General features: G+C 65.8%; 13 protein-coding genes. 6 read left to right on the top strand and 7 right to left on the bottom strand.

The window, feature by feature from the left end:
- Positions 1-53 precede the first annotated feature (53 nt).
- From sufB to iscR, 3 genes are read right to left on the bottom strand one after another with little or no spacing between them, the layout of a single operon-like run.
- On the bottom strand, positions 54-1,577 hold the full coding sequence (gene sufB, locus FL625_RS00815) for a Fe-S cluster assembly protein SufB (protein ID WP_149586736.1): 1,524 nt from the start codon (positions 1,575-1,577) through the stop codon (positions 54-56).
- 13 nt (positions 1,578-1,590) lie between these two features.
- Complete coding sequence (locus FL625_RS00810) at positions 1,591-2,634, bottom strand: cysteine desulfurase family protein (RefSeq protein ID WP_149586735.1); 1,044 nt, start codon at positions 2,632-2,634, stop codon at positions 1,591-1,593.
- Positions 2,631-3,092 (bottom strand): Fe-S cluster assembly transcriptional regulator IscR, encoded by a 462-nt coding sequence (gene iscR / locus FL625_RS00805; protein ID WP_149586734.1) that lies wholly within the window; start codon positions 3,090-3,092, stop codon positions 2,631-2,633. Before iscR ends, FL625_RS00810 begins: the two co-directional genes overlap by 4 nt.
- A gap of 187 nt (positions 3,093-3,279) precedes the next feature.
- Here iscR and FL625_RS00800 point away from each other — a divergent pair, with 187 nt between their 5' ends.
- The 4 genes from FL625_RS00800 (at position 3,280) to FL625_RS00785 (ending at position 6,169) form a co-directional block, all read left to right on the top strand.
- Positions 3,280-3,939 (top strand): alpha/beta hydrolase, encoded by a 660-nt coding sequence (locus FL625_RS00800; RefSeq protein WP_149586733.1) that lies wholly within the window; start codon positions 3,280-3,282, stop codon positions 3,937-3,939.
- Entirely contained in the window at positions 3,939-4,208 is a 270-nt protein-coding gene (locus FL625_RS00795; RefSeq protein WP_149586732.1) for a hypothetical protein, read from the top strand. The genes FL625_RS00800 and FL625_RS00795 overlap by 1 nt, the downstream gene beginning before the upstream one ends.
- Positions 4,205-4,789, top strand: coding sequence for an HD domain-containing protein (locus tag FL625_RS00790; RefSeq protein ID WP_149586731.1), 585 nt, complete (start codon positions 4,205-4,207; stop codon positions 4,787-4,789). Before FL625_RS00795 ends, FL625_RS00790 begins: the two co-directional genes overlap by 4 nt.
- A 165-nt stretch (positions 4,790-4,954) precedes the next feature.
- Positions 4,955-6,169 (top strand): NADP-dependent isocitrate dehydrogenase, encoded by a 1,215-nt coding sequence (locus FL625_RS00785; RefSeq protein WP_149586730.1) that lies wholly within the window; start codon positions 4,955-4,957, stop codon positions 6,167-6,169.
- On the opposite strand, the gene FL625_RS00780 is transcribed toward FL625_RS00785, so the two are convergent.
- A complete protein-coding gene (locus tag FL625_RS00780) occupies positions 6,166-6,834 on the bottom strand; it encodes an NYN domain-containing protein (protein WP_149586729.1) in 669 nt (222 codons plus the stop codon). The two genes, FL625_RS00785 and FL625_RS00780, sit on opposite strands and share 4 nt — an antisense overlap.
- Before the next feature lie 128 nt (positions 6,835-6,962).
- On the opposite strand from FL625_RS00780, the gene FL625_RS00775 reads away from it, so the two are divergent.
- Entirely contained in the window at positions 6,963-7,616 is a 654-nt protein-coding gene (locus tag FL625_RS00775) for a YitT family protein (protein WP_235019270.1), read from the top strand.
- Positions 7,617-7,678: 62 nt separating this feature from the next.
- Complete coding sequence (typA, locus tag FL625_RS00770; protein ID WP_149586728.1) at positions 7,679-9,496, top strand: translational GTPase TypA; 1,818 nt, start codon at positions 7,679-7,681, stop codon at positions 9,494-9,496.
- A gap of 61 nt (positions 9,497-9,557) precedes the next feature.
- Here the strand turns inward: typA and FL625_RS00765 are convergent, their stop codons facing one another.
- The 3 genes from FL625_RS00765 to FL625_RS00755 form a co-directional block, all read right to left on the bottom strand.
- On the bottom strand, positions 9,558-10,991 hold the full coding sequence (locus FL625_RS00765) for an NAD(P)(+) transhydrogenase (Re/Si-specific) subunit beta (RefSeq protein WP_149586727.1): 1,434 nt from the start codon (positions 10,989-10,991) through the stop codon (positions 9,558-9,560).
- A gap of 10 nt (positions 10,992-11,001) precedes the next feature.
- Positions 11,002-12,573 carry a Re/Si-specific NAD(P)(+) transhydrogenase subunit alpha gene (locus FL625_RS00760; RefSeq protein ID WP_149586726.1) on the bottom strand — a complete coding sequence of 524 codons (1,572 nt, stop codon included), beginning with the start codon at positions 12,571-12,573 and terminating at the stop codon, positions 11,002-11,004.
- A 69-nt stretch (positions 12,574-12,642) separates the two neighbouring features.
- Entirely contained in the window at positions 12,643-13,113 is a 471-nt protein-coding gene (locus tag FL625_RS00755; RefSeq protein WP_354001239.1) for a methyltransferase family protein, read from the bottom strand.
- Positions 13,114-13,143 lie beyond the last annotated feature (30 nt).

Here is a 13,143-nt window from a genome sequence, read left to right as displayed (position 1 = left end):
GCGGGCGGCCCTCGCTCCGGCCGATATGTGGTGCAGCCCGTTCCATGCGCCGGTCAGCCGACCGAGCCTTCCAGGCTGATCGCGACCAGGCTCTGCGCCTCCATCGCGAATTCCATCGGCAGGGCTTGCAGGACCTCCTTGCAGAAGCCGTTCACCACCAGCGCCACGGCCTCTTCCTCGTCCATCCCGCGCGAGCGGCAGTAGAACAGCTGGTCGTCATCCACCTTCGAGGTGGTCGCCTCATGCTCGACGCGCGAGGAATTGTTGCGCACTTCGATGTAAGGCACGGTATGCGCCCCGCATTTGTCGCCGATCAGGAGACTGTCGCACTGGGTATAGTTGCGGCTGTCCCTGGCCTTGGGGTGCATGCTGACCAGCCCCCGATAGGTGTTCTGCGCCCGACCCGCCGAGATGCCCTTGGACACGATCCGCGACTTCGTCCGCTTGCCGAGGTGGACCATCTTGGTCCCGGTATCGGCCTGCTGGGCGTTGTTGGCGATGGCGATGGAGTAGAATTCGCCCTGGCTGTCATCCCCGCGCAGGATGCAGGAGGGGTATTTCCAGGTGATCGCCGATCCGGTCTCGACCTGAGTCCACATCACCTTGGCCCGGTCGCCCCGGCAATCGGCGCGCTTGGTGACGAAGTTGTAGATACCCCCCACCCCGTTCTCGTCGCCCGGATACCAGTTCTGGACGGTGGAATATTTCACCTCGGCATCCTTCAGGATGACGATTTCCACCACGGCGGCATGCAGCTGGTTGGTGTCGCGCTTGGGCGCGGTGCAGCCTTCGAGGTAGCTGACGTAGGAGCCCTCGTCCGCCACGATCAGGGTGCGCTCGAACTGGCCGGTGTTTTCCGCGTTGATGCGGAAATAGGTGGACAGTTCCATCGGGCAGCGGACGCCCTTCGGGATATAGACGAAGGAGCCATCGGAGAAGACAGCGCTGTTCAGCGTGGCGAAGAAGTTGTCGGTGGGCGGGACCACGCTGCCGAGATACTGCTTCACCAGCTCCGGGTGTTCGCGCACGGCTTCCGAGATCGAGCAGAAGATCACCCCGGCCTTGGCCAGTTCCGCCTTGAAGGTGGTGCCGACCGACACCGAGTCGAAGACGGCATCGACAGCCACCTTGCGGGGTTCCGCCTCGCCTTCGACTCCGGCCAGAAGCATCTGTTCCTTCAGCGGAATCCCCAGCTTGGCATAGGTCGCCAGCAGCTTCGGATCGACCTCGTCCAGCGACTTCGGCTTCTGCGCCATGCTCTTCGGCTTGGCGTAGTAGTACTGGTCCTGGTAGTCGATTTCCGGGTAGTTCAGCATCGCCCAGCGGGGCTCTTCCATCCGGACCCAGCGCCGGTAGGCGGCAAGCCGCCAGTCCAGAAGCCAGTCCGGCTCGCCGTTCTTTTCGCTGATGAGCCGCACGATGTCCTCGTTCAGCCCCTTCGGCGCATATTCCGTCTCGATCTCGGTTTCCCAGCCGTACTTGTACTTGCCGGCCATCGCCTGGACGGTCTCGATCGTCTCGCGGTCCACGCCTTCGCGGATCTCGACGGCTTCGGAAGTGTCCAGTGCGGCGGTCATCGGCATCATCCCCTCAGGCGGCCCGCGCGCGGGCCTTGGCATAGGCCTTGGTCCAGGCATCGCCGAACCGCAGCACCTCGTCTTGTGTCACCCCCGGGCCGATCGAGACCCGGATCGCCTGGCCCGCAAGGGCCGCATCAAAGCCCATCGCGGTCAGGACGCGGCTGGCGCGCACCTTGCCGCTGGAACAGGCCGAGCCCGCGGAAACCGCGAATCCGGCCAGGTCCATCGCCATCACCTGCGTCTCGCCCTTCCAGCCCGGAGCGATCAGGCAGAGGGTGTTCGGCAGGCGGGGCACACCATTCCCGACAGAAATAGTCTCATTTGCCGCGGCCGACAACTGCGATTCTAGAATATTTCTAAGTTCGGCGACCTCGTCCCAGACCCCGCCGGCAAGGTCCCGCGCAGCAGCTTCGGCGGCGGCGGCGAAACCGGCGATGCCGATCAGGTTCTCGGTCCCGGCGCGGCGGCCCATCTCCTGCCCGCCGCCTTTCAACTGGGCGGGCACCTCGATGCCCTGCCGGACGACCAGCGCGCCGATGCCCTTCGGCCCGCCGAGCTTGTGCGCCGAGATCAGCCCCATGTCGCAACCCAGCCAGTTGAAGGCCAGCGGCAGCTTGCCGAAGGCTTGCGTCAGGTCGCTGACCGCCAGACCCTGCGGCAGGTCCTGAAGCACCCCGGTCTCGCTGTTGGCCAGTTGCAGCGCCGTCCGCGCCGGGTCGGCCACCGTCACCCTGCCCTGCCCGTCCACCGGCAGGCTGGCGTCGCACCAGGCGGCGACCGCATCATGTTCCACCTGCGCGCAGACCAGCCCCCGGCCCGCACAGGCCAGCGCCGCCGCCTCGGTCGCCCCGCTCGTGAAGACGATGTCCGCCCCGTCCGCCCCGAGCGCCGCCGCGATCCTTGCGCGGCTCTTCTCCATCAGCGCCTTGGCCGCCCGGCCTTCGGCATGGACCGACGAGGGGTTCCCCACCAGGTCCATCGCCGCGATCATCGCTGCCTTCGCCTCGGGCCGCAGGGGGGCGGTGGCGTTCCAGTCGAGGTAGACCCGCGTCATTCCTCGTCCACCACGCGGAACAGCGAGGGGACGGCGGGACAGGGTGTCAGATCGTTCTGCACCACATCCGAAAGCCGGACCTGGTGCAGGAAGACATAGACATTGGCCGACAGGCTTTCCCACAGCCGATTGGTCAGCGACTGCGCCCGGGTGCCGGACAGGGCCCCGCTGGCCCCGGCGCCGGTATGCATGGCATCGACGGTTTCCTCCACCGCCTGCATCACCTCGGAAATGCGGATCTCGTTGGGGCTGCGCGCCAGCTTGTAGCCGCCGCCGGGCCCGCGCACCGCCTCGACCAGGCCCGCGCGGCGCAGCTTGACGAAGAGCTGCTCGAGATAGGGCAGGCTGATGTCCTGCCGCCGGGAAATCGCTGCCAGCGAGACCAGATCGTCGCCCTGCGCCAGCGCCAGGTCGGCCAGCGCCACCATCGCATAGCGCCCCTTGGTCGAAAGCTTCATCCCGTGCCTCCCGTTCCGCCCCGGGGAACCGCAACCGCATTGACGCCGCGCCTGACGCGCATTACCTCAGTCAGGCCCCGAAAAGCCGGGCCGCGGCACTTGGTGACCGGGGCCCGCTTTAGAACGGTTCTAGTTTAGCCGAGCGAAAGCGTCAAGAAATCGCGCGCTCCCGCATGAGAAGAGTGCAATGCCCGAAGTGATCTTTGCCGGCCCCGACGGACGTCTGGAAGGCCGCTACCATCCGCAGAAGGACCGCGACGCGCCGATCGCCATCGTGCTGCATCCGCATCCCGCCTATGGCGGAACGATGAACAACAAGGTCGTCTACAACCTGCACTACGCATTCTACAACCTGGGCTTCACCGTCCTGCGGTTCAACTTCCGGGGCGTGGGGCGCAGCCAGGGCGAGTACGACCAGGGCATCGGCGAGCTTTCCGATGCGGCATCGGCGCTCGACTACCTTCAGGCCATGAACCAGAACTCCAAGCAGTGCTGGGTGGCCGGGTTTTCCTTCGGCGCCTGGATCGGCATGCAGCTTCTGATGCGTCGCCCCGAAATCACCGGCTTCGTCTCGGTCGCGCCGCCCGCGAATCTCTACGACTTCTCCTTCCTCGCCCCCTGCCCGTCTTCGGGGCTCATCATCAACGGCACCGCCGACAAGGTGGCCCCTCCCAAGGACATCCGGACGCTGGTATCCAAGCTGCACGAGCAGAAGGGCATCACCATCACCCATGCCGAGATCGAGGGCGCGGATCACTTCTTCAAGGACGAAGAGGCGCACATGAAGCCGATGATCCAGACGGTCTCCGACTATGTCCGCCGGAGGATGACGGAGGCGACCCGCTGATGGCCAGCTTGCAGGAAATGGCCGACCAGCTGGCCGACGACGTGCTGGCCGCCGAGCAGGAGCTTGGCGACGACCGCTTCTACGAGAAGGTGGCCAAGGTGCTGATGGCGGCCTCGCCCACCTTCCAGGAGGCCTACATGACCGCGGTCCGCGTGCGGCTGGCCGAACGCCGGGGCCGCGAGTTCCTGGAGAAGGCGCTGGCCGCCAAGCGCGGCGAGATCGAGGAGGCCCCCGAGGCTCCGGTCGATTTCGGCGGCATGGGCCATTGAGCGACCGGCTGGAGCGCCAGTTCGCCTTTCTCAATGAGGCCGACCGGCTGAAGCACGTCATGCGCGCGACGACGCTTGTCGATGGCTCGCGGCCGGAGAATTCGGGCGAACATTCCTGGCACCTGGCGCTTTACGCGCTGGTGCTGGCCGACCAGGCCGGGCCGGGCGTGAACATCGACCGGGTCATCCGCATGCTGCTGATCCACGACCTGGTGGAAATCGACGTGGGCGACGTGCCGATCCATGCGCAGAACGGCCAGGCCCATGCCAGCGTCGAGACCCAGGCCGCCGAGGCCAGGGCCGCCGACCGGATCTTCGGCCTCCTGCCCGATGACCTGCGGCACGACCTGCGCGCGCTCTGGGAAGAGTTCGAGGCCGCCGATACCCCCGACGCCCGCTTTGCCAAGAGCCTCGACCGGGTGCAGCCGGTGATGGCGAACCTGATGTCGGGGGGTGGCACATGGGCGACCTACAATGTCACCTTCGACCAGCTTGAGACCCGCGTCGGAAGCAAGATCGCCAAGGGCGCGCCGGCGCTCTGGGAGTGGGTCAGGGAAAAGGCCCGGCCCTGGTTCGGCTGACCCCCTCGTGCGCCTTCGGCGTCTCGTCGGGGGGCACCCCAGCGAGGAGTGACGAAGTCATCGACGAGCGGCCTGCCCCATTTCGGTATACAATCGCATACCGCCCTTCCCAAGCCCGCGCTTTTCCGCTATGACCCCGGCAACCGAATCCACAGGAGGCCGCGCATGTCGAAGATCAAGGTAGAGAACCCCGTCGTCGAGCTCGACGGCGACGAGATGACCCGGATCATCTGGGACTTCATCAAGAAGAAGCTGATCCTGCCCTATCTCGACATCGATCTGAAATACTACGACCTCGGGATCGAGGAGCGCGACCGCACCGACGACCAGGTCACCATCGACGCGGCCAACGCCATCAAGCAGTACGGCGTCGGCGTGAAATGCGCGACCATCACCCCCGACGAGGCCCGGGTCGAGGAATTCGGCCTGAAGCAGATGTGGAAGTCCCCCAACGGCACGATCCGCAACATCCTGGGCGGCGTGATCTTCCGCGAGCCGATCATCTGCAAGAACGTCCCGCGCCTTGTCCCGCACTGGACGCAGCCCATCGTCGTCGGCCGCCACGCCTTCGGCGACCAGTACCGCGCGACCGACTTCAAGTTCCCGGGCAAGGGGAAGCTGACGATGAAGTATGTCGGCGACGACGGCACCGTGATCGAGAAGGAGGTCTATTCGGCCCCCTCGGCCGGGGTCTACATGGGGATGTACAACCTCGACGACTCGATCACCGACTTCGCCCGGGCCTCGCTGAACTATGGCCTGGTGCGCAACGTGCCGGTGTATCTCTCCACGAAGAACACCATCCTCAAAGCCTATGACGGCCGCTTCAAGGACATCTTCCAGAAGGTCTTCGACGAGGAATTCGCCGAGGAGTTCAAGAAGCGGGGCCTGCATTACGAACACCGGCTGATCGACGACATGGTGGCCTCGGCGCTGAAATGGTCGGGCGGCTATGTCTGGGCCTGCAAGAACTATGACGGCGACGTGCAATCCGACATCGTGGCGCAGGGCTTCGGCTCGCTCGGCCTGATGACCTCGGTCCTGATGACGCCCGATGGCAAGATCGTCGAGGCCGAAGCCGCCCACGGCACCGTGACCCGCCACTACCGCGAGCACCAGAAGGGCAAGCAGACCTCCACCAACTCCATCGCCTCGATCTACGCCTGGACCGGCGGCCTGAAGCACCGCGCGAAGCTCGACAACAACGAGGCGCTGATGCGCTTTGCCACGACGCTGGAGAAGGTGACGGTCCAGACCGTCGAGGACGGCTTCATGACCAAGGACCTGGCGCTTCTCGTGGGGCCGGACCAGAAGTGGCTGACCACCATGGGCTATCTGGAGAAGGTGGACGAATACCTGAACAAGGCGCTGAAGGGTTAAGCCTTCTTCGCTGGCTTGAGACGGGCGCGGGACTGGGTTCCGCGCTCTTCTATTTCATAGACCTCTGGCCGCTTCTTGAACCAGTCGCTCCAGGACGCCGACTTGCCGATCCCCGCAGCAGCTTTCGAAATCCCCATCGTCTTGGCACGTTGCTGACCCAGCGCTGAGAAGGAGAGCCAGCCGTCAGAATCCCCTTCGGACTTCAGGAACTGGCACATCCGATCATCGAAAGGCGGAGCCTTCGCGACATCGGCAGGATTGACCTTCACCGGGATCTTCACGAACTCTCGGCACGCCTTGCGGAATTCTTCAGGTGCCTTCTCCTCGCCAATCCCGGTGACGGCAAACCCCAACTCGGCAAGACGGAGCGCAACCAGCGTCATGTCCCTGTCCGAGGTCGCAAGGACGATCTTGTCCACTTGTCGGGTCAGGGCCAGTTCCAGTGCGTCCAGCGACAGGGCGATGTCGGCCGCATCCTTTCGCGCCGGGACATGCACTACCCGGAATCCCGGGGCCGAGGTCCAGCCATCCAGCCGCGTGACTGCGCCGTAGACCCGTTTGATACCCAGCACACCGGACTTTATGGCCGTCGTAATCAGGAACCCCGCATGCTCGACAGAGAGGTTCTCGCCATCCACAAGAAGCGCAACGCGCCGTTCGTCCATAATACCCTCGAACCAAAGCGATCATCGTCAGGGTGCCATAGCGGCGGCGCCGAGCGAAGCAGAAAGGATGATACTCTACAACTGCCACAGAAAGGTCAGTATTATTGACTTTGTAAAGGTCATGATATATGACCTATGTGACCCGCAGGATCCCCGCCATGCCCGACCGTCCCGACCAGATCGCCGACCGCCCCCGCCACAGCGCGGTGGATGACGCGCAAGGGATCGCCTTCGGCGTCACCATGGCCGCCCTCGGGATGCACATCCTGACCCACATGGGTTTTGTCACCGGGCAGACCACCGGCCTTGCGGTGCTGATCGCCCACTGGACCGGCCTGCCCTTCACCGCCGTCTATTTCGGCGTCACCCTGCCCTTCCTCGGCCTTGCGTGGAAACGCATGGGCGCGGCCTTCGCGCTGAAGACGCTGGTCACGACCGCCGCCCTTTCGGCCCTGGTCGCGGTCCTCCCGAACTGGGTCGAGCTGGGGCGGATCGAGCCCGCCGTGGCCGCCGTTCTCTTCGGCCTCCTGTTCGGCATCGCGGCGCTGGCGGCCATCCGGCACGGCGGCAGCTTCGGCGGGCTTTCCGTCCTGTGGATCGAGCTTCAGGACCGCGCCGGCTTTCCCGCCGGCCATGCGCAGCTTCTGTCCGACATGGTGATCTTCGGGCTGGCCGCGCTGGTGATGCCGTTCGATACCCTGGCCTACAGCTTTCTCGGCGCCGCGGTCTTTTCGCTGTTCCTCGCCGTGAACCACCGCCGCGACCGCTATATCGCCGCCTGACGGGCTCTGGCCAGCCGGCGCAAAACCCTGTAAGGCCGCCGCAACCCTACAGGACGGACCCCATGGAACTGCGCAACATCGCGATCATCGCCCACGTCGACCACGGCAAGACCACGCTGGTGGACGAGCTTCTGAAACAGTCCGGCGCCTTCCGCGCCAACGAGGCGGTTTCCGAACGCGCCATGGATTCCAACGACATCGAACGCGAGCGCGGGATCACCATCCTGGCCAAGGCGACCTCGGTCGAATGGCAGGGCACGCGGATCAACATCGTCGATACCCCCGGCCACGCCGATTTCGGCGGCGAGGTAGAGCGGATCCTCAGCATGGTGGACGGCGTGTGCCTGCTGGTCGATGCCGCCGAAGGCCCGATGCCGCAGACCAAGTTCGTGCTGACCAAGGCCCTCGCCCTGGGTCTGCGCCCGATCGTGGTGCTGAACAAGGTGGACAAGCCCGATGCCGAACCCGACCGCGCGCTGAACGAGGTGTTCGACCTCTTCGCCAACCTCGGCGCGACGGACGAGCAGCTGGATTTCCCGCATGTCTATGCCTCGGGCCGCTCGGGCTGGGCCGACATGGAGCTGGACGGCCCGCGCAAGGACCTTTCGGCGCTCTTCGACCTGATCGTGCGCCATGTCCCCGCACCGAAGCAGCTGGCCCGGCAGGACGAACCCTTCTCGATGCTGGCGACCACGCTGTCCGCCGACCCTTACCTCGGCCGCATCCTGACCGGCCGGGTGGAATCGGGCCGGATCACCACCGGCACCACGCTCAAGGCCCTGTCGCGCACCGGCGAGCGGCTGGAGCAGTTCCGCGTGACCAAGATCCTCGCCTTCCGCGGCCTGTCGCAGCAGCCCATCGACGAGGCGGTGGCGGGCGACATCGTGACGCTTGCCGGGATGACCAGGGCCACCGTCGCCGACACGCTCTGCGCGCTGGAGGTGGACACCGCGCTCCCCGCCCAGCCCATCGACCCGCCGACGATCACCGTGACCTTCGGCATCAACGACTCGCCCCTGGCGGGCCGCGACGGAACCAAGGTGCAAAGCCGCGTCATCCGCGACCGGCTGATGAAGGAAGCCGAACAGAACGTCGCGATCAAGGTCGCAGACACGCCCGGCGGCGAGGCCTTCGAGGTCTCGGGCCGGGGCGAATTGCAGATGGGCGTGCTGATCGAGAACATGCGGCGCGAAGGGTTCGAGCTGTCGATCTCGCGCCCGCGCGTGATCATGCGCGACATCGACGGCGTCCGGCATGAGCCGATCGAGGAAGTCATCATCGACGTGGACGACGAATACACCGGCGCCGTGATCGACAAGCTGACGGGCGAGCGCAAGGGCGACCTGGTCGAGATGAAACCCGCCGGAACCGGCAAGACCCGGATCGTGGCGCATGTGCCCTCGCGCGGGCTGATCGGCTATCAGGGCCAGTTCCTCACCGACACCCGCGGCACGGGCGTCTTGAACCGCATCTTCCACGGCTGGGCGCCGCACAAGGGCCCGATCCAGGGCCGCCGGCAGGGGGTGCTGATCTCGACCGAAAGCGGCGTCTCGGTCGCCTATGCGCTTTGGAACCTGGAAGAGCGCGGCCGCATGTTCATCGGCCCGCAGGAACAGGTCTATGTCGGCATGATCATCGGCGAGCACAGCCGCGACAACGACCTGGAAGTGAACCCGCTGAAGGGCAAGAAGCTGACCAACATCCGCGCCTCCGGCTCGGACGAGGCGGTGCGGCTGACCCCGCATGTGAAGATGAGCCTCGAGGAGGCCATCGCCTATATCGACGACGACGAACTGGTCGAGGTCACGCCCAAGATCATCCGCCTGCGCAAGCGCGAGCTTGACCCGAACGAACGCAAGCGGGCTGCGCGGAAAGAATGACCATCGGGTCGCAAGCCCAAGAATTTTCGACGAAAATTCTTGGGCCGGCGGATCCGGGCACTCAGTCGATCAACGGCAGGAGCGCATCGAGCGACTTCTTCGCGTCGCCGTAGAACATCCGCGTGTTCTCCTTGTAGAACAGCGGGTTCTCGATGCCGGAATAGCCCGTCCCCTGCCCGCGCTTGGACACGAAGACCTGCTTGGCCTTCCAGACCTCCAGCACCGGCATGCCGGCGATGGGGCTGTTCGGATCCTCCTGCGCGGCGGGGTTCACGATGTCGTTCGACCCGATGACGATGGCCACGTCGGTTTCGGGGAAGTCCTCGTTGATCTCGTCCATCTCCAGAACGATGTCGTAAGGCACCTTCGCCTCGGCCAGGAGCACGTTCATGTGCCCCGGCAGACGCCCCGCGACCGGGTGGATGGCGAAGCGGACGTTCTTGCCCTTGGCGCGCAGCTTGCGGGTCAGTTCCGAGACCGACTGCTGCGCCTGCGCCACCGCCATGCCGTAGCCCGGCACGATGATGATCGAGTCGGCATCGTTCAGCGCCGCGGCCACGCCCTCGGCGTCGATGGCGATCTGTTCCCCCGTGACCTCCATCGCCGGGCCGGTGGTGTTGCCGAAGCCGCCAAGGATCACGCTGATGAACGACCGGTTCATCGCCTTGCACATGATGTAGGACAGGATCGCCCCCGAAGAGCCCACCAGCGCGCCGACGACGATCAGCAGGTCGTTCGACAGCGAAAAGCCGATCGCCGCCGCCGCCCAGCCCGAATAGCTGTTCAGCATCGAGACGACGACCGGCATGTCCGCCCCGCCGATCCCCATGATCAGGTGGTAGCCGATGAAGAAGGCCGCCAGCGTCATCACGATCAGCGCCAGCGTCGAGCCGGATTGCAGATAGACGACCAGCAGGACCAGCGACAAGAGCGCCGCGCCCGCGTTCAGCAGGTGCCCGCCCGGCAGCTTCACCGCCTTGCTATCCACCTTGCCCGCCAGCTTGCCGAAGGCAATGACCGATCCGGTGAAGGTGACGGCGCCGATGAAGACGCCGAGGAAGGTCTCGATCCTGAGGATCGTCACCTCGGCCCCGGTCTTGTGCGCGATCGTCCCGGCAAAGCCGGTCAGCGCAGCGCGGGCGGCCTCGTCCATGGCCCCGATGCGGATCAGCTCGATATGGGTGTTGAAGCCGATGAACACCGCCGCAAGGCCCACGAGACTGTGCATCGCGGCGACAAGCTGCGGCATCTCGGTCATCTGCACGCGCTGCGCCACGACCCAGCCGATGGCGCCACCGCCCAGGATCAGGACGACCGACAGCCACCAGAGGCCCGCGCCGGGGCCGTAGAGCGTGGCCGCAACCGCCAGCGCCATGCCGAAGATGCCGTACCAGACCGCGCGCTTGGCGCTTTCCTGACCCGAAAGCCCGCCCAGCGAGAGGATGAAGAGGACAGCGGCGACGACATAGGCCGCAGTGGTGAATCCGTAAGCCATGTCTGCCCCCTTACGATTTCTGGAACATGGCGAGCATGCGCCGGGTGACCATGAAGCCACCGAAGATGTTGATCCCGGCCATGAAGACCGACAGCGCGGCGAGAAGGATCACGAGGAAGGACCCCGACCCGATCTGCATCAGCGCGCCCAGGATGATGATCGACGAAATCGCATTCGTCACCGCCATCAGCGGCGTGTGAAGCGAATGCGAGACGTTCCAGATCACCTGGAAGCCCACGAAGACCGCCAGAACGAAGACGATGAAATGGCTCATGAAGCTGGCCGGAGCATAGAGCCCCGCCAAGAGCATCAGTCCGCCGCCGAGGACCAGCATCCCCACCTGGCTGCGGGTCTGCGCCCTGAAGGCGGCGACCTCCTGCGCGCGGCGTTCCTCGGGCGTGAGTTCCTTCGGCTTTTCCTTGGGCTTGGCCGCGGCAATTGCCTGCACCTTGGGCGGCGGCGGCGGATAGGTCACCGCCCCCATGTGCGCCGCCGTGGCGCCCCGGATCACGTCATCCTCCATGTTGTGCAGGATGACCCCGTCCTTCTTGGGCGTCAGGTCGGCCAGCATGTGGCGGATGTTGGTGGCATAAAGCGTCGAGGCCTGCGTCGCCATCCGGCTGGGGAAGTCGGTGTAGCCGATGATGGTGACGCCGTTGTCGGTGACGATCTTCTGGTCCGGCACCGTCAGGTCGCAGTTGCCGCCGCGTTCGGCCGCGAGGTCCACGATCACGGACCCGGGCTTCATCATCTTCACCATGTCCTCGGTCCACAGCTTCGGCGCGGGCCGGCCGGGGATCAGGGCGGTGGTGATGACGATGTCCATCTCGGGCGCCAGCTCACGGAACTTGGCCAGCTGCTTTTCGCGGAACTCGGGGCTGGAGGGGGCCGCATAGCCACCCGTGGCCGCCCCGTCCTGGGTCGGCTCGAATTCCAGGAACACGAAGTTCGCGCCCATCGATTCGATCTGCTCGGCCACTTCGGGGCGCACGTCGAAGGCATGGACGATCGCGCCGAGGCTGACCGAGGTCCCGATCGCCGCCAGACCCGCCACGCCCGCACCCACGACCAGCACCTTGGCCGGGGGCACCTTGCCCGCCGCCGTCACCTGCCCGGTGAAGAAGCGGCCGAAGTTGTTCCCGGCCTCGATCACCGCGCGGTAGCCGGCGATATTGGCCATCGAGGACAGCGCGTCCATCTTCTGCGCGCGGCTGATCCGCGGCACCATGTCCATCGCCACGATGGTCAGGTTCTTCTTCGCCGCCGCCTCCAAGAGCTCGGGGTTCTGCGCGGGCCAGAAGAAGCTGATCAGCGTCTGCCCGTCCTGCAGCGAGGCCAGTTCCTTCGCATCCGGCCCGCGCACCTTCACGATCACGTCGGCCGCCTTGATCACCGAGGCCGCATCCGGCAGCACCTCGACGCCGGCCGCCGCATAGGCCGCGTCCGAGAAACCGGCCCTGGCGCCCGCGCCCGCCTGGATGCAGGCGGTGTGACCCAGCTTGGCCAGCTGCGTGGCCGACTCCGGCGTCATCGCCACCCGGTTCTCGCCCGGGAACACCTCTGTCAAAGCGCCTATCTTCACCCTCGTCCCCCGTTCTGGCTTGCGCGGTCAGAATCTGACCCGACGCACATAACATTGCGCAACATTATTTCAAACCCCACTTTTCCGCCCGAACCAGCGACCTGTCCGCGCAGCCCAGCGGTCGAACTCCGGCCCGAATCCGGCGGCCAGCCGGGCCTCCTCGTCGCGGATGAAGCGGGTCTGGATCAGCCAGACGAACACCGCGACCAGCGGCAGCGCCAGCACCGCGTCCAGCCACAGGATCGCGCCCAGAAGGATCAGCGCGTCGGCCAGGTAGATCGGATTGCGCGATACGGAAAAGACCCCTCCGGTCACCAGGGCCGAGGGGTTGCGGCGCGGGATCACCGTGGTCCGGGCCAGCGCCATCTGCAGGACCGCCGCCGCCATGAGAAGCAGGCCGAGGCCGACCAGCGCCGGCCCCAGCACGCGGCCCGCAGCACCGAAAGACAGGGGCAAGACGCGCGCAATGGCCCAGGCCGCCGCGATGTGCAGCGCGAGCCAGCTGGGCGGAATGTCGATGGCCTGCAGGATCGGACGCAAGGAGACCTCCCTTGCGCCCGAGATAGACCA

The sequence above is a fragment of the Tabrizicola flagellatus genome, assembly GCF_008271465.1.
GTDB classification, from domain to species: Bacteria; Pseudomonadota; Alphaproteobacteria; order Rhodobacterales; family Rhodobacteraceae; genus Tabrizicola; species Tabrizicola flagellata.
Note: the sequence above shows the minus strand (reverse complement) of the source record. Positions and strands in the feature narration are given on the sequence as shown.